Origin of the sequence: Alloprevotella rava (genome assembly GCF_014195585.1) — a bacterium.
GTDB lineage: Bacteria > Bacteroidota > Bacteroidia > Bacteroidales > Bacteroidaceae > Alloprevotella > Alloprevotella rava.
In genome coordinates this window covers 29,618-50,846 of the sequence record NZ_JACICA010000007.1, presented here as the reverse complement: position 1 = coordinate 50,846, position 21,229 = coordinate 29,618, and the positions used below count along the sequence as shown (strand labels likewise).

Below are 21,229 nucleotides of genomic sequence, written 5' to 3'. Positions count from 1 at the left end.
AACATGCGTAAACTATTATTTTCCTTCACCTTAACTCTATCTACGATCTTCCCTTTTATAGGTATTTCAGGTCCCTCTGATGCAGTCTTCAACATATTTGCGTATAAAGCCGATGGTACTATATTGGCCAATGGCTATGGCTTTTTCATCAACAATCAAGGAGAAGGAGTCGTCTCCTTCAATCTTTTAAAAGGTGCTTACCGAGCAGAAATTATTGATGCTAAAGGGAAAAAATATAATGTAGTTCGCATCCTGGGAGCGAATAGTGTCCTTGACCTAACAAAGTTCCGCACTGACGCCCGCAAAACACCCTTTTTAGAACAGGCCACTACAATGCCAGACAATGGCTCACTACTCCATTTAGCAAACTATAAAAGCGATGGAGTTTCAGCCATTATCACGAATGTATCCGACTTTAACCAGTACAAATACTTTGACCTTAATGCTCAGAATGTTGATAAGAACTTTGGCTGCCCACTTATCGACAACAATCGCCGCGTAGCTGCCATCGTACAAAAGAACTTCACAAACGGAGCAACTACAGCTTGTGCTCTTGATATAAAAGCCATCAATACGCTTAATATCACAGAGACGGGGGCACTCAATACCGATTTAAAGGAAATCAAGATCCAAAAGGCACTTCCTGCTGACGAGAAAGCAGCACTAGCCTATATTTACCTTCTAAGTTCTGCTGATAGTACGACCTATGTAACAACACTCAATGATTTCATTGAGACATACCCCGACAATGCAGAGGGATTCGTTAATCGCGGTACGTTCTATGCTACAAAAGAACTTTACTCTCTCGCCGAAAAAGACTTTAAGACAGCTCTTTCAAAAAATACAGAAAAATCAACAATTAAAGCTGATGGCATACACTTTACTCTTAGCAAACTCATGTATAACGTTGCCCTGCGAACTCCCAACAAGTCAGATTGGACACTTCCGCGCGCTTTAGAAGAAGCAGAACTAGCCTATCAAGCTAATCCAAATCCGCTCTACCTCATGCAGCAAGGCCACTGCCTATACGCCGATAAGCAATACGACAAGGCCTATGATGCGTATAATAAAGTAAATACCACAAACTTTTCCTCTCCAGAATCTTTCTATGCAGCTGCCAACGCACTATCCTTTATGAAAGGCGACAGCACAAAAGTTTTGGCCCTTCTTGATAGCTGTGTGAGTCGCCTCAATAAGCCTTATAGCAAAAGTGATGCAAACTATCTCTTCGTTCGTGCTCAGTATCTGACACGCCTTGGTAAGTTCCGCCAAGCTGTTGCAGACTACAATGATTATGAAAGTGCAATGGGTCCCGCATCCCTTACTGCAAATTTTTATTATATTCGCGAGCAAGCCGAACGTTCATGTCGTATGTACAAACAAGCCATTGATGACATCCGCTATGCGCAGACCCTGTCTCAGAAACCTGAATACTTCGATTATCGCCTCGAAGAAGTTTCTTTATGGCTTATTGCTGGTGAGTTCCAAACAGCGGTTGATGCAGGAGAAGCTTTGATAAAGGAGCTCCCCGATAATGCAGATGCGTACCGCTTCCTAGGAATTGCCTATGGAGAACTAAAAAACAAGACAAAGGCTATTAGCTATCTAAACAAAGCAAAGCAACTCGGCGATACTTCAGTAGAATCTTTCATAAAGAAATACCAATAAAAATACATCTTTCAACCTTCTAATCTTGAACCTATGAGACAGTTGAAGATTCTGCAGATGATTACCAACCGCGAAGGAGAATCCTTGGAGCGGTATCTGCAAGATATTAGTAAAGAACCAACCATCAATGCTGACGAAGAAGTTGAACTCGCGCGTCGCATCAAGACCGGCGATGATAAAGCGCTCAACAAACTAGCCAGCGCAAACCTACGTTTTGTCGTTTCCGTTGCCAAGCAGTATCAAGGTCAAGGATTGAGTCTTATAGATCTTATCAACGAAGGAAATTTCGGACTTATTACGGCAGCAAAGCGTTTCGATGAAACCCGTGGTTTTAAATTTATCTCTTATGCTGTATGGTGGATTCGACAATCTATCTTACAAGCTTTAGCAGAACAAAGTCGTATCGTACGCCTTCCTCAGAACCAAGTGGGTTATGCCAGCCGTGTGATGAGATTCTACAATGAGTTTATACAAAAGAACGAACGCAAACCCTCGATTGAGGAAATAGCAGACGGAACAGGACTAGAACCAGATAAGATATCAACAGCTCTGCACTCATCAGGAAAACATATTTCTTTCGATGCCCCACTCATTGAGGATGAGGATAGTTGTCTACTAGACTTGCTCTATAACCCCGAGAATGCATCTACCGATAGCCATCTCGCAAACGAATCATTGAAAGAAGAAGTAGATCGAGCCCTTCATCAACTGCCAGAAAGAGAACGCCAAATCGTACAAATGTTCTTCGGCATCGGCTATCCCGAACTTAGTTTAGAAGAAATCGGCGAAAAGATGAATCTGAGTCGAGAACGAGTCCGACAAATCAAAGAAAAAGGTATCAGCCTTCTGCGCAATGCTCATGAATGTACAATTCTAAAAACATATCTCTAAATTTTTAAGGGTCTCCAATCTGCAAGCAACCTAAAACCGCTTGCAGATTTTTCATATTATACAGTTAGTTACCATCCTTAGTCTTCACTCAGGGATAGAGTTTTCTATTCGTAGGTATTTAAATTCTCACAAAGAAAGTGATTTTTAGTTCTTTATCCATTATATAAGGAACTAAAACTTGCAATTCATGGTAAAATACTATCTTTGCAGAGAAATAACAAATTAGAATGAAAAGGATATTCCTCGGTTTTATCGCCATGCTCATGGCTATAGCCATGCAAGCCAAAGATGATGGCAGAATTTATGTTTTTGGAGTAAGCACAAGCTTTAAAGACTCCATCGTTTATATATCTGCTGTACAAGATTTGCAAGGGGCTTCCCTTCAAAAGAAGACAGGTTTTCTTGAGTATCGCAGTACCTATGCTGCAGAGTTTCAACAGTATTTGGAGGCTAAATACCAAAGCAATCAAACTTGTGCTATTTTCTTCGCAACAGATCGCAATAAATTAGAAAAGAAATACTTGAAACTTCGCAGAAGAATGAACAAGGAAAAACCTGGTACTCTCAAAGAAATTTCTTCCGCTGACTTCCAATTCAGTGTTCCTGCATTTCATAAAACTGAGGAACAATAATTTTATCAGACTTTCAAGAAATGAATAAGCAAGATCTTTCTTTCTGCATTGCCGGAGCCTATCTGCGCGTTCACTTTTTAGACGACGTTGACGGCCGCCGCTATCTAGAGACATACGCTCCTTTCTACGTTAAAGAAACCAAGGAGAATCTAATGTTTACAATGACCGTTGGCGATGGTCTCGTTAATGACGAGCCCGAAGGTTCAGAGGTAGGGCAATTTGACTGTGGAGGCAATAACCACGGCGTCTACTTATTACCCAATGGAGGCTATAAGATGATTATTTCCAACCTGAATGGCGAAAAAGCATGTGCCCTCCAGACCAATGCCAACTTTTCCGATTGTCAGATATCCCTCTTTGGTAATCTGCTCAACAGAGCTTTTGGTCTTAACAATGCAATGATGGTGGCCTTTGCCTTTGCTGGAGCGCACCATAGCATATTGCTGATGCATTCCTCTGTAGCTCTACACGACGGCCGTGGCTACTTATTCCTAGGAAAGAGCGGTACTGGTAAGAGCACTCATAACGATTTATGGAACAAATATATTCCAGGAACAGAAATCCTCAATGACGATAATCCCGCAATACGCGTAGTGGATGGAAAGCCTTTTGTATATGGCACTCCTTGGAGTGGAAAACGTAATTTCTACCGTCAATTAAGCGTTCCTATAGGAGCTTATGTACGCTTAGAGCAAGCCCCTGAAAATATCATTGAGAAAGAACACAAGCTACAAGGTTTTGCAACAATTCTCTCCTCATGTTCTACCATGATTTGGGACAAATCCTCCTACAACGCTATCTGCGATACAGCCAGTGCTGTAGCTAGTATCGTTCCTGTCTTCCATCTAAAAAATCGCCCAGACGAAGAAGCTGCGAAGATAAGCTTCGAAGCTTGTACGGGCAAAAAATACGTTTTCATAAACGCTGACAAAGCATGAAAACAATCGCTTTACCTAACGACACTTTTATACCCAAAATCAAAGACTTAATAGACGAAGGACATACGGCCACGTTTCATGTCCGCGGCTTTAGTATGCGCATCTTTGTAGAAGACCGGCGCGACAAAGTATTGCTGGGTCCGTGTAACGAAAAGCCAAAAGTGGGCGATGTAATTCTTGCCAGCGCATGCCTCTGCGGAGCAACGACCGACGAAGTTATCAGTGCACCACGCTATGTACTCCATCGTGTCATTCAGATTGAGGGAGACAGAATCATCCTTCGTGGTGATGGCAATATCATAGGAAGAGAGGTGTGCGAGCAGAAGGACATTGTGGGAATAGCCTTAGGATTTTATCGCAAAGGCCGACAGACACCCGACTTAGTAACAGGATTAAAATGGCGCATCTATTCACGCATCTGGATATTTCTCACACCTATTCGTCGCTGGATTTTAGCGGCATATAGGCATATCTGGCTTCGCCTTTTCCCTATCAAACTTGAACAATAAACAAAGAAAATAACCATGCGAGTAAAAAAAGGATTAGAACTCCGCGACGTATGCGGAGAGAAAGTTATCATCCCTCAAGGAATTGAAAACCTCGACTTCAGCAAGATGATAAACCTAAACGAGTCGGCAGCTTTCCTATGGGAAAAAGTTTGCAATGAAGATTTTTCTGAAGAACAGCTTACTGTGGCTCTTTGCGAAGAATACGACGTCGATACTCAAACAGCTCAACAAGATGTTCACGCTCTCGTTGAGGAATGGAAAAAGCTAAGAATACTCGAAGCATAACACTTTCTGTAAGAATTTTTAAGCGTAACCAGACGAATCATATACAGTTCTGGTTGCGTTTCTTCTTTTCAGAAAGTTCCACACAAACAATAAAGGACAAAATAAGGGCGACCATCAAAAGGTCGCCCTTATCATTTGATAAAGTCTAAGATACTAGCGAGTCTTGCTAACAGGATTTCCAACTTTAGCAAAGCTATGGAAGAAGCTCGGATTGCCCTTTACTGTAATAATAGGTCCTTCAACCTGCTTGGTTGCAGGATTATAGATATAAAATCCATTTGCTTTTTTATTTGCACTACCGAAAACAATCACATTCTTGTGGCGTGCAATCGCGATGCCCTGCGGATTAGAAACTTCCATTCCTGGAATCACACTCATCGTTTTCTGCTTCAAGTCAATCTCTATAGGAACGTTCGTCATGCTAACATAGGGATTCTCCAAGCCGTTGGGATCAAGAGCAAAGGAGTTGAGATAAGCATAAGCTTTTCCGTCGCCTGCATAAAGGATTGTACTAAGAAAATCGGCGTGCTTGGTAGACAAGCCTGCAACGTCTGTCTTATTAAAGTGAATACAATAGTTAGGATCAATATCTGTTGAACCATTCTTGATGCGCACAATACCACCCGGGAATTGTGGGATAAAGCCAAATGCACCAATACAATTTATATAGATATTCTTCTGTTCATCCATAAAGATAGAGCCAGCGTCAATCGGTCGTGTTGCGAAACTCAACCCCAGAGTTGTATTGACAATGTGCTTTTCCAATTTATCTGTTTTCGTATCTATCAAAGCCAACTCAATATTATTGCGCGCTGGCATATATTGTGCATTCATTTGATTGAGACCTACAAATAGTTTACCATCGCGGATAATCATAGCAGCAGGCGAAACATTCGTTTCTGGCTGTTTGAGCGAATTAAGATCAATATCTGTTAGTTTCGTCATCGTCGTTGGATTGAAAGCCATAACAATTCCGAGACCTTGCAAACTGACATATGCTTTTTCGCTATTAAGTTCCACGATATTGGCAGCAGCAGCCCCCGCGGGGATTGGCAGAGCTCCCTGTTTCATCCATTTTCCGGCAGCATCCAAGCGATAGCGTACAATCTCTGCCTTTGTATTGCCCATATAGTCAGGAAAAGCATAGATATTTCCAGATTCTGTTGCAATCGGAGTAGAGCCAAAGCCCACGGGAATGCTGTTTGAGTTGTCGTAGGTTCCTGGCAATAAGTCGGTAAGTGCCTGCATATAGACACTTCCACTATTTCCTTCAGGATTTGTAATACCTGTGGCAAAGACTACCCCCGCAAAAGTTTTTCCGTGAGGATTAGGAGTTGGATTAGGAGAGGGATCGTCCTTACTACATCCACAAACAAGAGTTGCCACCATAGCAACTGCAAGCATTGATTTTAGATTTCTCATTAGTTATATTTTAGAATTAAAAATTATTGATTGCCTACTTAAATAAATATCTCACCTTAAAGCTCACATAACGGCCTGGTAGAGGGCGATTCAGTTCAGACATTATGCGGCGGTCGGCCAAATTTTTCACTTTCAGCGTAAATGTCCAGCGATTCTTTTTTAGGCTATGCTCTAAAGCCACATCCATTGTGAAAGAAGTGGGTATCTTGCGCTCTTGATAGCGACTTACTTCAAAATCGTAGAAATACTGATGAATATAAGACGCATCGAAAAGAAAGCGAGAATTTTGCTCCTTTCCTCCAAAGAGATTTTCTTTGTGAAATTCTGCTCCAAAATTGAATAGCAAGTAGGGCACATTTGGAATACGCTTATTGTAAGTGGGATTCTCTACAGCCGTACCAGGGATATTCTGTCTAACATCGCGCAAGTCTTGATAAGTTCCGTTGGCATAAAGATAAAGCCATGGCAAAATATCTCCTTTTACATCCATTTCTATTCCTTTCGTGCTCACACTTCCAAAGTTGCGGTATCGCGCCATAGTTGGTATCACATCAGGAGTAAAGCGTATCATATCGGTCAAATGATTGTAGAAAGTATTCAGTTCCAATTCTATGAGACGCCCATCATTTTTCACCCGACGATAGAGCAGGCCGACATTTACCCCTATTGTTCGCTCAGGTTTCAGAGCTGGCGAGGCCAAAATAGAAGAACCGTTGCCTATAAGTTCCTCGCTTGTTGGGATGCGAACCTCCGAATTAAAGGAAGTCTTGAGCATCAAGTCAGGGCTAAACTTGTAGCGCATAGCATCACTGAATCCCACATATTTTTTTGAGATATGGACAGGTTCTGGTGAAGTTACTGAGAATACGTTGATACTGCGCGAATGAGAAGAGAAGTAAAAGTTTTTCAGTGTAAAGGCATTTTGAAATCGTCCGTCAAAAAGCGATAAATCATAGGAAAAGCCAACAGTAAAAGTGGTCATTCTACTAGGAAAATTGGACTTGAAGCCTAAAGCCTTATCCATTAATGAATCGCTAGGATTCAACCGTGTGCGGTCGGCATAGATATTAAGATTGATAGAATGATGCTCATCGATCGTATAGCCCATATTAAATTTTGAGATAAATTCTTTTGATTTATTCTTTCCATCCGAAGGATAATTATTCTGTTCTCCACCAAAAGAAGACACAGGTGGCAATTCTCGCCCATCCCAGTCGTAGCGATGCTTTGCCTTATCCTGCAAACCATACCAGCCCCAAACGTATCCAGCATCAAAGTCGAAATCAAGACCATCAAGGAAGAAGTTTTTGCGCTTCAGTGAGAATGCCGTCACAAAGCTTGTGGAGTGATTGCAGGCCTCTCTCACATCTAGGTCGATGCCTTGCACCTCTTGTCGCGTCTTCATGAAAACAGCCTCCAACTTCATTTCATCAAACCACCACTTTGTGGCTTTTATAGATCCACCGCCAATAATTTTATGAAAACTATCGTGATCTCTTCTTACAATACGATTATCAAGATTTGTCAGCTTCATCTTATAGTTGTTCTTTGAGAAAGAGAAAACACCGCCTATACCAAATTGCAAACCACTCTTACGGTCGGTACGCTTAAAAATAGTTGAAGCCTGATGGGTATTGAACGATCCTAACTCGTAAGAAAAGTCCATATAAACAGGAGGATACTCTTTTAGAACTACATTAACGGCACCTCCAAGTGCAGAACCTCCAAACTTATATGGTACTATACCTTTATACACCTCAATGCGCTCAATCATATCTGTAGGAATATCGTTGAGCGCCACGAAATTGCCCAATTGTGACATAGGAGTTTCATCTATATACATTCCCATGCGCTTTCCCTCAAGTCCACGTACTGAAATGCGCGAAGCACTGCCCAAGCCTCCCGTATTCCTTATCGTAATGCCCACGGTGCGTGCCAAAACATCGTTGATGTTTGAAGCCGTCCCCTGCAACTGCCGTTGCCCGATAACAGAAATAGGCATAGCAGATTCTTTCAATGCTCGAATTTCACTTCGCGCCACTACCGTAGCTTCGCCAAGAATTTTTTCAGTGCTTTGCAGTGAGATATTGTAAGACAAACTATCCTTTCCTATCAATTCTTGCTGCACGGACTTATAGCCCACACATCGCACGAGAAGCAACACACGTTTGTTCTCTACCACAGTCAAGTGATAAAAGCCTTTTGCATCAGTAGTTGTTCGCACATTTGTCTTAGCAATCGACAACGTAACTCCAGAAAGAGGAACACCAGTTTTTGCATCGGAAACTTTCCCATAAATCACAGACTGCTGTGCTGCAGCAGAAAGTATTCCCCAAAAGAAAAGGTACACAAAAAGTAGAAATCCCCTACCCTTTGCCTCTTTTGTCCAGGAATACAACTTTAAAAAAGGATTATTCTTAGTCTTCATTTTTGTCATTTATCACAAGAGATTAAAAATTAAACGCTCAGAAGAGTTCACGCAGAAGAATATAAATTTCAGTTTTTTAGGATAACAATATGCTCCGTTAGGGCTCTTCCGCGTAAGGAAAAGGCTATCAAACAAAAATTGCACTGATAAACTAGACCGCTACGATTCGTTTTCGCATGCAAAAGTAGAACGAAAACAAAAAACTTCCATACCCTAAGAATGGTAAAACAAGAAGACTTTTCCTTCACATTTTAATGCTCTCTTATCGCACTTAAACATTCATAGTTCAAGCCTTCATGTAGTAGTACAAGAGAACTCAAAACAAAAAGATTTGTAAACATAATTCGCATTTTAAACACCCGAGAATGGTTTAAAATTCAACTAAAAGACCGACGAATAGAAATAACGCAGTTTTGGCGCATCACTAAAATAGGCTTATTTTCAATTTCTCAAGGAGAAATTTTATTTTCTATACTACAAATTTTATTTTCTCCTTGAGAAATTGAAAATACAATAAGGGAAATTTTGAACGCAATAAGGATGTCAACTCATTTCCTTATTGCATTTTTGAACAGAATAAGGGAAAAAATGCCTTTTCCTAAGGAGGAAAAGCTGATTTTGTTTGAAAAAACTGCAATAAAGCAAAATTCAACCCTATCTTCATGAAAAATCAAGGCTACACAAAGATGTTTTTTGAAAAAGAGAGGAACTTCTCACGCTAGATTAGAAAAACGTTTTGTCAATAAATAGGTCTGCAAGCAATAAATAAGTCGGAAAGCTCTATCTCCTGTAAAAGCGGAATCAAAAAACGCCGGAGAACAAACAGCTATGAATAACTTACATAGCTGTTATTTCAAATTACTATAATAATAGTACCACCAATAGGTATCACCGTATAGAACTGCCAAGACATTGGCGCGTTCGTACTCAGAGGGATAATTATTACGCTTATCTATGAAATCTTGATAATTAGCTGCCAACAATTCATTTTTATACTGAACCTGTCTGTTAGAACGAATGCGCTGATAGAGAATTAGAGCTTCAGCGTAAGCACGAGGCATAGAGAGCGTATCGCTCAAAGTATGATACTTGTGAAACTCACTCACAAAACGATCTATTTGCTTATTGAGCAAAAGGGCACAGAGGTAATAGTCGCGCCCGGGGGTGAATAAAGCATAAGGACGGAACTTTGCCCCTCGTTCCAAATACTGAGATATAGACTCTCCCCTATGCGGCCAGATTCCAATTTGCTGGAAAATGGCTGATGCTTGAAAGGGAGTACGCTTTGCATCACGATGCTGAAGCAGCAATACACTATCTCCAACGTTTTGCAATGGATAGCGGAAAAGTTCGTCAGCAATGCTCTTTCCAGAACGGCTTTGAGCATAAGCTCGCATGGCTGTGATAATCGAAGTGCCAGGAGGATTTACGGAGAAATCTACCACACTTCGATAGTGTCCGTCAGAAATGAGTCGCGCCATCTTGAGTTCTTGATGGAAATAAGTATCTGCATTTCCAGCAAACCCCATATAAGCAATAAGTGCTAAGAGCCACATACAATGCCAGGTGAGGCGGGGTACCAAACGATAGCTAGCTCGCTTACGATCCTTCTCGCGTCTACGATAATCAATGCGATGCTGAACAATCCAAAAGGTTAGACAGAGCAGCGTAACAAGCAAAGAAATCCAATTGCAATAAGGCACAAAAGATGTAAGCAAGACGGCAACAATGGCAGAAGGCAAAAAAGTGAGAGTATAGTGGCGATCACGAAAATAGATAGTTTTGCTGACCAATCGTTGCAAGAATAGAAGCGAAAAAATAAGAAGCCATGGACCTAAAGATGTATCGTAGAAATTATCTTTTCCCAATAATTTATTAAAAGTGAATACTATTACATCACATTCATAGGAAAGAACATAGACCGTGGCAAAGACCATAAAGAGTGCGCACAAGATTGCACGCACTCTCTTACGTCTGATATAATCTGCTATATTCATGAGAATACAATCTTATTAGAGATTAAAATTCCCGTCTACATAAATCTAACGTTTTCCCTTAGCTACTTTGCGCAAAACTATACCACTGCGCGCTGGAATGTAGAGGCGCAACCAGCCTTTGCCATATTTCTTGAGCAAAGGATCTGGATCAGTTAATACGGACTTACAATCGCCAATAATACCACGCCCCCCAAAAGAATAGGAGTCAGTATTAAGAGCTATATAATAAGTACCTTCAGGAACTTGAAAACCATAGTCCGTGAAACTGCGCTGAGGATTTAAGTTATAGACAAACAAAAGATCACCACGACTATAAGCCAAAACCTTATCTTCGTCATTGTGCCATACCTCAACAACCGGCAACTTCTGGAAATTACGTTCCGATTTGAGAAGTTCGAGCATTAAACGATCAAACTCGCCCAAATACTGATAACACAATTCTTTGTTGTCAACCAAGTTCCACTGACGACGTGCATACTTATAGCTCCACCCATTTCCTTCACGCGGAAAATCAATCCATTCTGGATGACCAAATTCATTACCCATAAAGTTAAGATAACCGCCATTGATGGTTGATGCAGTTAAGAGACGTATTATTTTGTGTAGAGCAATACCTCGATCCACACCAATGGTCTCATCACCAATTCGGAAATGCCAATACATATCAGAATCTATCAAGCGGAAGATAATCGTTTTGTCGCCCACAAGTGCTTGGTCATGGCTTTCACAATAGCTGATATTATGCTCATCTGCTCTACGGTTTGTAAGCTCCCAAAAGATAGAACTTGGCTTCCAGTCTTCATCGCGAAACTCTTTTATCAACTTAATCCAAAAGTCGGGGATATTCATGGCCATACGATAATCAAAGCCATAACCGCCATCCTTAAACGGCGCAGCAAGACCAGGCATACCGCTCACTTCCTCAGCGATAGTAAAGGCTGAAGGCTTGACTTCATGAATCAAGAGATTAGCTAATGTGAGATAAGTGATAGCATTGCCGTCTTGATGCCCATTAAAATAGTCACCATAACCATTAAAAGACTCTCCAAGTCCATGACTATAATAGAGCATCGAAGTGACACCATCAAAGCGGAAGCCGTCAAAATTAAATTCTGTCAGCCAATACTTGCAGTTAGAGAGAAGAAAGTGAATAACTTCATTCTTTCCATAATCAAAACAAAGACTGTCCCAAGCTGGATGTTCGCGACGCTCGCCAGAATAAAAGAACTGATGAGGATCACCACAAAGATTTCCAAGGCCTTCGACTTCATTCTTGACTGCATGACTTTGCACTAAATCCATAATAACGGCGATGCCATGTTTGTGGGCCTCATCAATTAGCTGCTTGAGTTCTTCTGGCGTACCAAACCTACTAGAAGCTGCAAAGAAACTGCTGACATGATAACCAAAACTTCCATAGTAGGGATGCTCCTGGATTGCCATTATCTGGATACAGTTATAACCATCCTTAATAATACGCGGAAGGACGTTCTCGCGAAACTCATTGTAAGTGCCTACACGCTCTGCATCCTGTGCCATTCCTATGTGGCACTCATAAATAAGAAGAGGATTGCGCTTAGGACGGAAATTTTGCTTTTTAAATACATACTTCTCAGCTGGTTCCCAAACCTGCGCAGAGAAAATCTTCGTATCATCATCTTGTACTACGCGCTGACACCAGGCAGGAATACGCTCACCTGAGCCTCCATCCCAATAGACCTTCATTTTATAAAGATCACCATGCTTCATAGCAGATAACGGAAGGTTTACCTCCCAGTTGCCAGAAGTGCCAATAGGTTTTAGCTCATAAGCCTCTGATTCTTTCCAACCATTGAAGTCACCTATGAGAAAAATTCTAGTGGCATTGGGTGCCCATTCACGAAAAACCCAATTTCGATCAGTGCGATGTAAACCGAAATAGAGATGTCCATCTGCAAAATCAGAAAGACTAGTTTTTCCGTCTTGGGTAAGCTGATTGAGCTTCCATAACACCTGATCATGGCGACCTTGAATGGCATCATTATAAGGCTCTAACCATGAATCTTTCTTCACGAGTTTCAAGAATTTGCTTTTTTGTTTCATAATAATCAAATTAGCCCTTCCGCACAAATACTTGATTGGACAGATTGCGTTAAAAGGTTATTAACTAAAGTGCTTTATACAAATATATAAAGAGAGAGAGGAGAGACAAGAGCCCTCCTCAGTTAATTTCGTGCTATTGTTTGCGCCCGTAACTGTAAATTCCTTTTGAAGTTAGATTTCCATTACGGTCGTATTCTACATATTTACCATCCTTCTCATCATCCATGAAAGAACCATCAAAACGAGAGCCATCAGCATAGATAACAGTGAACTTTCCGTTTTTTTTATTGTTGCGGAATATGCCTTTATACTTTTCGCCTGATTGCATACGTAGAACACCTTCACCATCCATCATATTATCCTTCCAATAGCCTTGGTATTCATAGCTATTTTTTGATTTGTATGTGCCATATCCATTTCGCTTATTGCTTTTCCATTGCCCCGTATAAGATGCTTGTCCTTTCCAAGTGTAAGTCCCCTGTCCACTCTGCTCACCATTGAGGAATTGTCCAACATAACGGTCCCCATTAGCATAAGTAAAGACTCCTTCGCCAGTGCGCTCTCCTTGGAGATACTGTCCTTCGTAGACATCACCATTCTTAAACTTATAGATGCCTTTCCCATCTTGCATATCATTTTTCCATTCACCTGAATAGTTATCTCCATTCGCATAGAAAAAAGTACCGCGGCCATTACGTAAATTACCAGACCAAGAACCTTCATACTTGGAACCATCTTTCCAGTCAAAGATCCCAGTTCCTTCCTTTTTATCATCCGCCCACATTCCTTTGTAAAAAGCACCGCTCTTATAGGTGTAAGTTCCTTGACCACTACGCTTATCCTCTTTCCAAGTACCATTATAGACATCGCCATTGTAATAGTACATTATGCCTTGGCCATCCTTGGTATTCTTAAACCAAAGTCCATCGTAACGATTATTATTTAAAGCATAATATACTCCACGGCCATGCTGCAAATCTTGAAACCATTGACCTTCGTACTTCTCTCCTGTGGCATAAACCATAGTACCTGTACCTTGTCTCTTGCCTTTCAAATAACTTCCTTCGTATATATCTCCATTTTTGAAAACTGTTTTGCCATGTCCATTAGGTTTACCACTAAAGAGGTCGCCTGTATAAACCGATCCATCACGAAAAACAAAAGAACCGACTTGTATCTTTTGAGCTCCGGCTGTGAGAGCAGAAAAGGAAATTAGGGATATTAATATGCTATTGCGGATATTCATATTTTACTGATTATTTGAAAGAAAATCTTCGGCAAGCTGCAAATCTTCAGGAGTATCAATGCCGATGGTTTCTATATTTGTTTCCTTCACCTTTATGGCTAGCCCTGCTTCCAACCAGCGAAGTTGTTCGAGTGACTCACATTGTTCAAGATTTCCTTGAGGAAGTGATGTTATCGTGGCTAAAATGTCAGCACGATATGCATAAAGTCCTATATGCTTGTAGAAAGTGTGATGTTGCAACCACTCTTCTTGTGGAACATTTCTCAGATATGGAATAACACTTCTACTAAAATAAAGCGCATTGCCTTCATTGCTCAGCACAACCTTGGGAGAGTTAGGATTTAGTAATTCAGAAAGTGGAGCATCTGAAGCAAAAGGTTTCACCAAAGTAGCGATTTGAGTCAGGGAATTATCAAAGCAATCTTTTATACTCTCCAATTGAGATGCAGCTATGAAGGGTTCATCACCTTGAATGTTCACAACAACATCATATTTATTGCCTTTGGCTTCTAACTTCTGCAAAGCTTCAAAACAACGATCTGTTCCACTCTTATGCTCCATGCTTGTCATTACTGCATTTCCGCCAAAACTCAAAACAACATCGTAAATGCGTTTATCGTCCGTAGCAACATAAGCATCTGAGAATACTTTACTGACACCTTCATATACACGCTGAATGATATACTTTCCTCCTAAACGGGCCAAAGGTTTAGCAGGAAAACGTGTTGAGGCATATCGTGCAGGAATTAAAGCTAAAAATTTCATACGTTAATCAAATAAGTGTTCCCCCGTTACTTGAGACTTCCCATGAGGTGCCGGTACAGACTTTTCTCCATTTTGCTCTTCCGCATTATCTGAGGAAGAATCATCAGAAATTGAAGAAGAAGTTTTTTCTCTCCCCCCAACAGACTTCGTTAGTTGCTCATAGGGAAATTTCTCTTTAGGCGAGTAACCCAAAGCAGGATTCCGGTAAATCTTTGTGAGATAATAAGCAAAAATAGGAAGGGCCGTCTCTGCACCTTGCCCCATTGCTGTAGAATTAAAATGAATATCGCGATCTTCACCTCCTACCCAACAAGCAGTTACGAGGCGTGGGACAATACCAACAAACCAGCCATCAGCATTATTATTGGTCGTACCTGTTTTACCGGCCAATGGACCTTCAAGCTTGAATTTATAATGCAGCCGGCCGGCCGTACCACTATTAACAACTCCTTCAAGCATCCTCAGCATATTGTAGCTGCTCTGCTCCGAGATAACTTCATTCATGCGCGGAGTAAACTCAGCCAAGATATTCCCTTGACTATCCTCTATGCGGGACACAAGTAATGGTGCACAACGAATACCTTTATTTACAAACATAGTGTAAGCACTTGCCAATTCGCCAACAGTAATTTCACATGGACCAAGGCATAGCACCATTGAAGGATAGAGCTTATAAGTAGAAATACCTCCCTCACGTAAGAAATCAATCAGTCTATGCCCTGAAGGGTCTACCTGAGCCATCAAGTTTGCCGTCACCCAGTTATTAGATTGAGCAAGCCCCCAACTCAGCGGTACTTGTTCACCATAACGACGGCGACTACCATTCCGTGGAGTCCAACTACCATAAGAGCGTTGAACATTAGGCACCATATAATTCGGTTCAAGCCCATCTTCCATTGCCATCGCATAAACAAAGGGCTTCATAGTAGAACCTACTTGCCTACGCCCCACCATTGCCATATCGTACTGGAAATGTGTAAAATCAAGTCCTCCAACATAGGCCTTCACATAGCCCGATTGGGGCTCAATAGAAACTAAGCCAGCACGCAAGAAAGATTTGTAGTATTTGATTGAATCCAATGGGGTCATAACGGTGTCTATCTCCCCATGGTAAGAGAATACAGTCATATCAGTCCTCGTATGAAAAGCTTTGCGGATTTCTTCATCAGAAGCTCCTGCTGCCTTCATAGCACGATAACGATCGCTCTGTTGTTCAGAACGGGCTAAGATAGAACGTAACTGACGCTGGGAAATTGACGACGTGTAGGGGAAATTAGCACTTCCCCTCTTCTCTTTATTAAATTGTTTCTGCAAATAATTGGCAACATGGCCATAGACAGCCTCTTCTGCATCCTGCTGCATACGACTATCAATTGTCGTAATTATACGAAGCCCATCTGTATAAATATTATAATTAGAGCCATCACGTTTGGAATTCTTCTTACACCACCCATAAAGTGGATCTTTTTCCCAAGAAAGACTATCTTGATAGTATTGCTGCTCTTGCCAAGCCATATAATCTTTTCTTTGGGGCTTTTCGGCCATCATAATACGTCGGAGATACTCACGCAAATAGGCAGCTTGGCCATCTTTATGGTCTATACGACGAAAGTGAAGTCCCAAATCTGTAGACTTTAGACTTTCCGACTCTGCAACAGAGATATATCCTCCTTTGACCATCAAATCAAGCACAACATTACGGCGCTCTTGAACTCTCTCTGGCTCACGCACAGGATTAAAGTAAGCAGGATTCTTACACATTCCCACAAGCATTGCACACTCAGATACGGACAAGTCTTTGGGGCTTTTATTGAAATAGACTTTTGCCGCGGTCTTTATACCAACTGCATTATGTAGGAAATCAAAATAATTCAGATACAACGTTATTATTTCCTCTTTCGTATAATGACGCTCTAGCTCTACAGCAATAACCCATTCTATAGGCTTTTGAAACAAACGTTGTAAAGTATTTGAAGCTGTAGAAGAATATAATTGCTTAGCAAGCTGCTGTGTGATCGTAGAGCCTCCACCAGCACTACGCTGCCCCATAAAACCTCGCTTAACTATGGCACGTAACAACGCTCGACCATCTATACCACAATGGTCATAGAAACGTGAGTCCTCCGTAGCTACTAAGGCTTCAAACATATGAGGGGAAATGCTATCTTTGGGTACAAAGATGCGGTTTTCCTTTTGAGACCATGTCCCAAGCATCTTTCCATCGGCCGAAAAGATTTGGGAGGCGTATTTGTCAATAGGATCATTTAGTTCATCCAAGGGAGGCATATAACCAATCCATCCCTGCTTTATCGAAACCACACCAAGAACGCATATAGTGACAAGTGCGCCATAAACGTACCACATAATGTGTATTAACTTCTTCATTCCGCAGTTTTCAACGAGGCTAAAGCCTATGTTACCGCAGCAAAGTTAAATAAAAAGAAGCATTTTGCCTACTTTCTACCGCTCAAATCATATAAATTATTCTTACTCGGGGATTTCTACCGCTAATTCATCATAGGCAAAAGATACGGAAGGAGGTAAAAAAGCCTGAGCTTCGGAATGACAGCCTGCATTATGGCTCATATGAATCAAATATGTTCGACGCGGTGCAAGGCGTTCTACCAGAGCTAAAGCATCTTGTATATTTTCATGAGTAGGATGATTGCCACCTCGCTGCAAGGCATCAATAACCAAAGTATCTAAACCATGAAGATATGATAGATTTTCTTCGGGCAAGGTTTTTAAATCCGTAAGATATGCCATCTTCCCTATTCGGAAACCTAAAATGGGCATCTGGCCATGCAACACTTGAAGAGGAAGAACAGAGAGTTCTCTAATTCTAAAAGACTTTAATGGAAAAAGTTTAATTGTATGAAAACGAGGAACAAATGTATATTCTGACTCATAAAAGCAATAAGGATATTTGTCTCGTATATAATCACATGTCTTTGCGTCGGCATAAATTGGCATTGGTTGAGCTATACAGAAAGGTCGCAAGTCGTCCAATCCTCCCACGTGGTCATAATGAAAGTGCGTCACCAAGACTCCGTCTATCAATTGCGGGATACAATTACTCTGCTTTGCTTTTGATAAAAAACTACGAAAAGGACTATCCACTGTAAGCGTTGAAATCCAACGCAGCATTTGATAACGAAAATCTGGACTACAATCAATCAAAACACGAGTTCCTCGCTCTGTTTCCAATAAGGCAGAAGTGCGTAAACGCCGATCACGTGGATCGTCAGAAGAACAAACACGGCAATCACACCCGAGGGATGGATTGCCGCTACTTGTTCCTGTCCCGAAAAAGGTCAGTTTCATATTTATAAAGTCTATTTCAGATGAAATTTACTTCAGGCTTTAGTTCAATTTCAAATTGCTGTTGAACATCATGTATTATTTTATTACTCAAGCTCATAATATCTTCTCCACTTGCACCACCCAAATTGACGAGCACCAAGGCTTGTTTAGGATAAACACCTGCACGACCGAGAGTTTTCCCTTTCCAACCCACCTGCTGAATAAGCCAACCTGCGGGAATCTTAACACCTGTAGGCATCTTATAATAAGGAATTTCAGGATAGATGCTCAACAACTCCTGAAACATCTTTTCGCTAACAATGGGATTCATAAAGAAAGAACCAGCACTTCCTATCTCTTTGGGATCTGGTAATTTATTGCGACGCACTTCTACAATAATATTGCGTACTTCGCGCGCTGTCACATTAGCCTCTGCCAAACCTCTCGATTCTAGTTCCCTACACAATGCAGCATAAGTTAGATTTATTTGGAAAGTTTTTTGAAGACGATAATACACATGAGTAACAATATATTGTCCACGTAAAGCATGCTTAAAAATACTACTACGATATGCGTAGTCACATTCCTCTTTCAGAAAGATACGAGATTCTCCAGTAGCTAGACATACTGCTGCAACTTTTTCTATATACTGTTCAGCTTCTGCGCCATAAGCTCCAATATTTTGTACAGCACTTGCACCCACTTCGCCAGGAATAAGGGACAAATTTTCCAAACCATAAAAGCCATAATTTAGAGTCCAGTCCACAAAATTATCCCAATCTTCGCCCGCTCCAACCTTGAGAAGAACCGAATCCACAGCATCCTCTACAATTTCTTTTCCCAAGATACAAGAGTGGAAAATCGTTCCGTCAAAATCTTTCGTAAACAGAAGGTTACTTCCCTCACCTATATGAAACAATGGTTTAGGTAGATTTGTATCACAAAGCAATTCACACAATTCTTCAACAGAGTTGTATTCAATAAACATCCGGCAATGTGCATCAATGCCAAACGTATTGTGCTTCAATAAAGAGTAATTTTGCTGCTTAAACATCCTCAATTATTTTCCAAACGTGTTACCATCCACTGTCCACGAACTTTTTTGAAGGTAATAATACTAGACATCGCACCATCCGAAGCTGCAACCATTAGCAGACGCTGCTTCGAATTTGTATATTTCTGTCCGTAATTTATATTAGTAATCACCCCTTTTGGAAGTTCTGGCGCAAAATCTTGCCACTGAACAGGATCTCCCACACCAGAAATAGGTTTATAAGTATCTGGGTCTTGCAAAATAAGAGAGAAAGGGCTCTGGATATGCTTTATCTGATAAGAGCGATCACTTGAAAACTGCTTATAGAAATTAAGGAAATCACTATTTTCATTTTCTTTAAGCTGTTCGTCAATTAAAGAGGTCATCATCCAGCGACCCTCTGTTTTATCAAAAACATATTGCTTCACTCTATTCTTTGTCAAGTAAATCCATTCCACTACTACATGAGCAAGATCAGGATCCTTCTGATTTTTCATCGATTTCTTCGAATCAAAAATCATCGTATAAATTTCTTTCTTAGAATAAAGCGGGTCAAATGTCCACTTGTCCATTTCTATCTGTGTGTCTTTCCCATCAACAACATATTTCAAGGGAAATAAAATTCGCTCCGATTGAAAACGGCGGTTCGACATAAAATTGAAAGCAAAATCGTCAAAAACGCCATCGGCCGCTACAGGCGGTTCTGCTTCAGATAGTTGGGGTGAATCTGCTGGTATGTCTTTTACTACAGTAGTGTCCTCTCTCATTACATTTTTTTGCTCTGAGGGTTTATTTCCTCCACAAGAAAACAAGAGGAGAAGAACTGAGAAAAGTCCTAAAAAACATTTCATATACGAATCGAGTTTCTTTATAATGCCCGCGAAGATAATGATTTTATTTGGCACTTCTAACAGAATAAGTTAATTTTGCGCCTTAGAAAAAATAAACGCAATGTTAGCAGAAAAAATACAAGAGCTCCTTGCACATGTCGAGGATTTGAAAGCGAAAAATGCTGAACAATTGGAACTTTTACGCATTAAATACCTAAGTAAAAAAGGTGTAATCAATGACTTGATAACAGAATTCCGCAATGTTCCCAATGAGCAGAAGCGAGAATTAGGTATGCGCATAAACGAAGTAAAAACAGCTTTTCAAGACAAAATCAATTCTCTCCGACAGAGCTTAGCCATTCAGGAAGACGACCATAACGATCTTGATTTGACGCGCACACCCTATCCGATTGAGATAGGAACACGTCACCCTATCAGTCTCGTTCGTGATCGCTTGATTGATATTTTCAACCGAATGGGCTTCACGATGGCAGAAGGACCTGAAGTTGAAGACGATTGGCACGTATTTTCTTCTATGAACTTTGCTGCAGACCATCCAGCGCGCGATATGCAGGACACATTTGTTGTAGAACAGCATCCCGACATAGTACTCCGCTCTCATACAAGCTCCGTTCAAGCACGCGTCATGGAAAAAACACAGCCGCCTATTCGCGTAATTTGCCCAGGACGTGTTTATCGCAATGAGGCAATCAGCAGTCGTGCTCATTGCTTCTTCCATCAGTTAGAAGGCCTTTACATTGACGAAAAAGTTTCTTTCGCCGATCTCATGCAGGTTATGCTGACATTCTCCCGTGAATTATTCGGCCCCGAAACAAAGATACGTATGCGTCCAAGTTATTTCCCTTTCACCGAACCTAGTGCAGAGATGGACATTAGTTGCCATATCTGTGGAGGTACCGGTCGTCATGGCGATCATGATTGTGTACTGTGTAAAGGCACAGGCTGGGTAGAGATTCTTGGTTGCGGAATGGTAGACCCAAATGTTCTTGAACTCAATGGTATTGACAGCAAGAAATACACTGGTTACGCTTTCGGATTAGGCCTTGAACGCATTGCTAACTTGCTCTATCGTGTTCGCGACCTTCGCTTGTTCTCTGAAAACGACAAACGATTCCTAGAAGAATTTATGGCTGCTCATTAAACTCTTCATTCACACATACAAAAACAGCAAGCCCCAAG

The 21,229-nt window shown here is 41.0% G+C and carries 17 protein-coding genes; 7 read left to right on the top strand and 10 right to left on the bottom strand.

Going from position 1 to position 21,229, the window contains the following annotated elements:
* Positions 1–3: 3 nt before the first annotated feature.
* The 6 genes from FHS60_RS06915 to FHS60_RS06890 all read left to right on the top strand — a co-directional run bounded on the left by FHS60_RS06915 (position 4) and on the right by FHS60_RS06890 (position 4,923).
* On the top strand, positions 4–1,668 hold the full coding sequence (locus FHS60_RS06915) for a tetratricopeptide repeat protein (RefSeq protein ID WP_183696921.1): 1,665 nt from the start codon (positions 4–6) through the stop codon (positions 1,666–1,668).
* 33 nt (positions 1,669–1,701) lie between these two features.
* On the top strand, positions 1,702–2,559 hold the full coding sequence (locus FHS60_RS06910; RefSeq protein WP_183696919.1) for a sigma-70 family RNA polymerase sigma factor: 858 nt from the start codon (positions 1,702–1,704) through the stop codon (positions 2,557–2,559).
* A 263-nt stretch (positions 2,560–2,822) separates the two neighbouring features.
* Positions 2,823–3,191, top strand: a complete 369-nt coding sequence (locus tag FHS60_RS06905; protein WP_183696916.1) for a hypothetical protein — start codon at positions 2,823–2,825, stop codon at positions 3,189–3,191.
* Positions 3,192–3,211: 20 nt separating this feature from the next.
* Positions 3,212–4,129 carry a hypothetical protein gene (locus tag FHS60_RS06900; RefSeq protein WP_183696913.1) on the top strand — a complete coding sequence of 306 codons (918 nt, stop codon included), beginning with the start codon at positions 3,212–3,214 and terminating at the stop codon, positions 4,127–4,129.
* Positions 4,126–4,638, top strand: a complete 513-nt coding sequence (locus FHS60_RS06895) for a peptidase S41 (protein WP_183696909.1) — start codon at positions 4,126–4,128, stop codon at positions 4,636–4,638. The genes FHS60_RS06900 and FHS60_RS06895 overlap by 4 nt, the downstream gene beginning before the upstream one ends.
* A 15-nt stretch (positions 4,639–4,653) precedes the next feature.
* Positions 4,654–4,923: a PqqD family protein gene (locus FHS60_RS06890; protein WP_183696905.1), complete on the top strand. Its 270-nt coding sequence runs from the start codon at positions 4,654–4,656 to the stop codon at positions 4,921–4,923.
* A gap of 153 nt (positions 4,924–5,076) precedes the next feature.
* On the opposite strand, the gene FHS60_RS06885 is transcribed toward FHS60_RS06890, so the two are convergent.
* The 10 genes from FHS60_RS06885 to FHS60_RS06840 all read right to left on the bottom strand — a co-directional run bounded on the left by FHS60_RS06885 (position 5,077) and on the right by FHS60_RS06840 (position 20,050).
* The gene (locus tag FHS60_RS06885) at positions 5,077–6,345 is read right to left on the bottom strand and encodes a hypothetical protein (RefSeq protein ID WP_183696902.1); all 1,269 of its coding nucleotides are present in this window, start codon (positions 6,343–6,345) and stop codon (positions 5,077–5,079) included.
* Positions 6,346–6,379: 34 nt separating this feature from the next.
* The gene (locus FHS60_RS06880) at positions 6,380–8,773 is read right to left on the bottom strand and encodes a TonB-dependent receptor (RefSeq protein ID WP_244957461.1); all 2,394 of its coding nucleotides are present in this window, start codon (positions 8,771–8,773) and stop codon (positions 6,380–6,382) included.
* A gap of 848 nt (positions 8,774–9,621) precedes the next feature.
* Positions 9,622–10,770: a DUF6057 family protein gene (locus FHS60_RS06875; RefSeq protein WP_183696900.1), complete on the bottom strand. Its 1,149-nt coding sequence runs from the start codon at positions 10,768–10,770 to the stop codon at positions 9,622–9,624.
* A gap of 45 nt (positions 10,771–10,815) precedes the next feature.
* Complete coding sequence (locus FHS60_RS06870; protein WP_183696897.1) at positions 10,816–12,852, bottom strand: alpha amylase C-terminal domain-containing protein; 2,037 nt, start codon at positions 12,850–12,852, stop codon at positions 10,816–10,818.
* Between the two features lie 133 nt (positions 12,853–12,985).
* Positions 12,986–14,098 (bottom strand): MORN repeat-containing protein, encoded by a 1,113-nt coding sequence (locus FHS60_RS06865; RefSeq protein ID WP_183696894.1) that lies wholly within the window; start codon positions 14,096–14,098, stop codon positions 12,986–12,988.
* 3 nt (positions 14,099–14,101) lie between these two features.
* Positions 14,102–14,863 (bottom strand): 3-deoxy-manno-octulosonate cytidylyltransferase, encoded by a 762-nt coding sequence (kdsB, locus tag FHS60_RS06860; protein WP_183696890.1) that lies wholly within the window; start codon positions 14,861–14,863, stop codon positions 14,102–14,104.
* Positions 14,864–14,866: 3 nt separating this feature from the next.
* Positions 14,867–17,248 (bottom strand): transglycosylase domain-containing protein, encoded by a 2,382-nt coding sequence (locus FHS60_RS06855; RefSeq protein ID WP_244957460.1) that lies wholly within the window; start codon positions 17,246–17,248, stop codon positions 14,867–14,869.
* A 102-nt stretch (positions 17,249–17,350) separates the two neighbouring features.
* On the bottom strand, positions 17,351–18,187 hold the full coding sequence (locus FHS60_RS06850) for an MBL fold metallo-hydrolase (RefSeq protein WP_183696887.1): 837 nt from the start codon (positions 18,185–18,187) through the stop codon (positions 17,351–17,353).
* A gap of 16 nt (positions 18,188–18,203) precedes the next feature.
* The gene (murB, locus tag FHS60_RS06845; RefSeq protein ID WP_183696884.1) at positions 18,204–19,220 is read right to left on the bottom strand and encodes a UDP-N-acetylmuramate dehydrogenase; all 1,017 of its coding nucleotides are present in this window, start codon (positions 19,218–19,220) and stop codon (positions 18,204–18,206) included.
* 2 nt (positions 19,221–19,222) lie between these two features.
* A complete protein-coding gene (locus tag FHS60_RS06840) occupies positions 19,223–20,050 on the bottom strand; it encodes a DUF4348 domain-containing protein (protein ID WP_183696881.1) in 828 nt (275 codons plus the stop codon).
* Between the two features lie 100 nt (positions 20,051–20,150).
* Here FHS60_RS06840 and pheS point away from each other — a divergent pair, with 100 nt between their 5' ends.
* On the top strand, positions 20,151–21,191 hold the full coding sequence (gene pheS / locus FHS60_RS06835; protein ID WP_183696878.1) for a phenylalanine--tRNA ligase subunit alpha: 1,041 nt from the start codon (positions 20,151–20,153) through the stop codon (positions 21,189–21,191).
* The last annotated feature ends 38 nt before the right edge of the window (positions 21,192–21,229 follow it).

What these genes read in the sequence shown, in the direction of transcription:
- FHS60_RS06915 (WP_183696921.1), top strand. Translation starts at nt 4, where the DNA reads ATGCGTAAACTATTATTTTCCTTCACCTTAACTCTATCTACGATCTTC.
- FHS60_RS06910 (WP_183696919.1), top strand. Translation starts at nt 1,702, where the DNA reads ATGAGACAGTTGAAGATTCTGCAGATGATTACCAACCGCGAAGGAGAA.
- FHS60_RS06905 (WP_183696916.1), top strand. Translation starts at nt 2,823, where the DNA reads ATGGCTATAGCCATGCAAGCCAAAGATGATGGCAGAATTTATGTTTTT.
- FHS60_RS06900 (WP_183696913.1), top strand. Translation starts at nt 3,212, where the DNA reads ATGAATAAGCAAGATCTTTCTTTCTGCATTGCCGGAGCCTATCTGCGC.
- FHS60_RS06895 (WP_183696909.1), top strand. Translation starts at nt 4,126, where the DNA reads ATGAAAACAATCGCTTTACCTAACGACACTTTTATACCCAAAATCAAA.
- FHS60_RS06890 (WP_183696905.1), top strand. Translation starts at nt 4,654, where the DNA reads ATGCGAGTAAAAAAAGGATTAGAACTCCGCGACGTATGCGGAGAGAAA.
- FHS60_RS06885 (WP_183696902.1), bottom strand. Translation starts at nt 6,345, where the DNA reads ATGAGAAATCTAAAATCAATGCTTGCAGTTGCTATGGTGGCAACTCTT.
- FHS60_RS06880 (WP_244957461.1), bottom strand. Translation starts at nt 8,773, where the DNA reads ATGAAGACTAAGAATAATCCTTTTTTAAAGTTGTATTCCTGGACAAAA.
- FHS60_RS06875 (WP_183696900.1), bottom strand. Translation starts at nt 10,770, where the DNA reads ATGAATATAGCAGATTATATCAGACGTAAGAGAGTGCGTGCAATCTTG.
- FHS60_RS06870 (WP_183696897.1), bottom strand. Translation starts at nt 12,852, where the DNA reads ATGAAACAAAAAAGCAAATTCTTGAAACTCGTGAAGAAAGATTCATGG.
- FHS60_RS06865 (WP_183696894.1), bottom strand. Translation starts at nt 14,098, where the DNA reads ATGAATATCCGCAATAGCATATTAATATCCCTAATTTCCTTTTCTGCT.
- kdsB (WP_183696890.1), bottom strand. Translation starts at nt 14,863, where the DNA reads ATGAAATTTTTAGCTTTAATTCCTGCACGATATGCCTCAACACGTTTT.
- FHS60_RS06855 (WP_244957460.1), bottom strand. Translation starts at nt 17,248, where the DNA reads ATGAAGAAGTTAATACACATTATGTGGTACGTTTATGGCGCACTTGTC.
- FHS60_RS06850 (WP_183696887.1), bottom strand. Translation starts at nt 18,187, where the DNA reads ATGAAACTGACCTTTTTCGGGACAGGAACAAGTAGCGGCAATCCATCC.
- murB (WP_183696884.1), bottom strand. Translation starts at nt 19,220, where the DNA reads ATGTTTAAGCAGCAAAATTACTCTTTATTGAAGCACAATACGTTTGGC.
- FHS60_RS06840 (WP_183696881.1), bottom strand. Translation starts at nt 20,050, where the DNA reads ATGAAATGTTTTTTAGGACTTTTCTCAGTTCTTCTCCTCTTGTTTTCT.
- pheS (WP_183696878.1), top strand. Translation starts at nt 20,151, where the DNA reads ATGTTAGCAGAAAAAATACAAGAGCTCCTTGCACATGTCGAGGATTTG.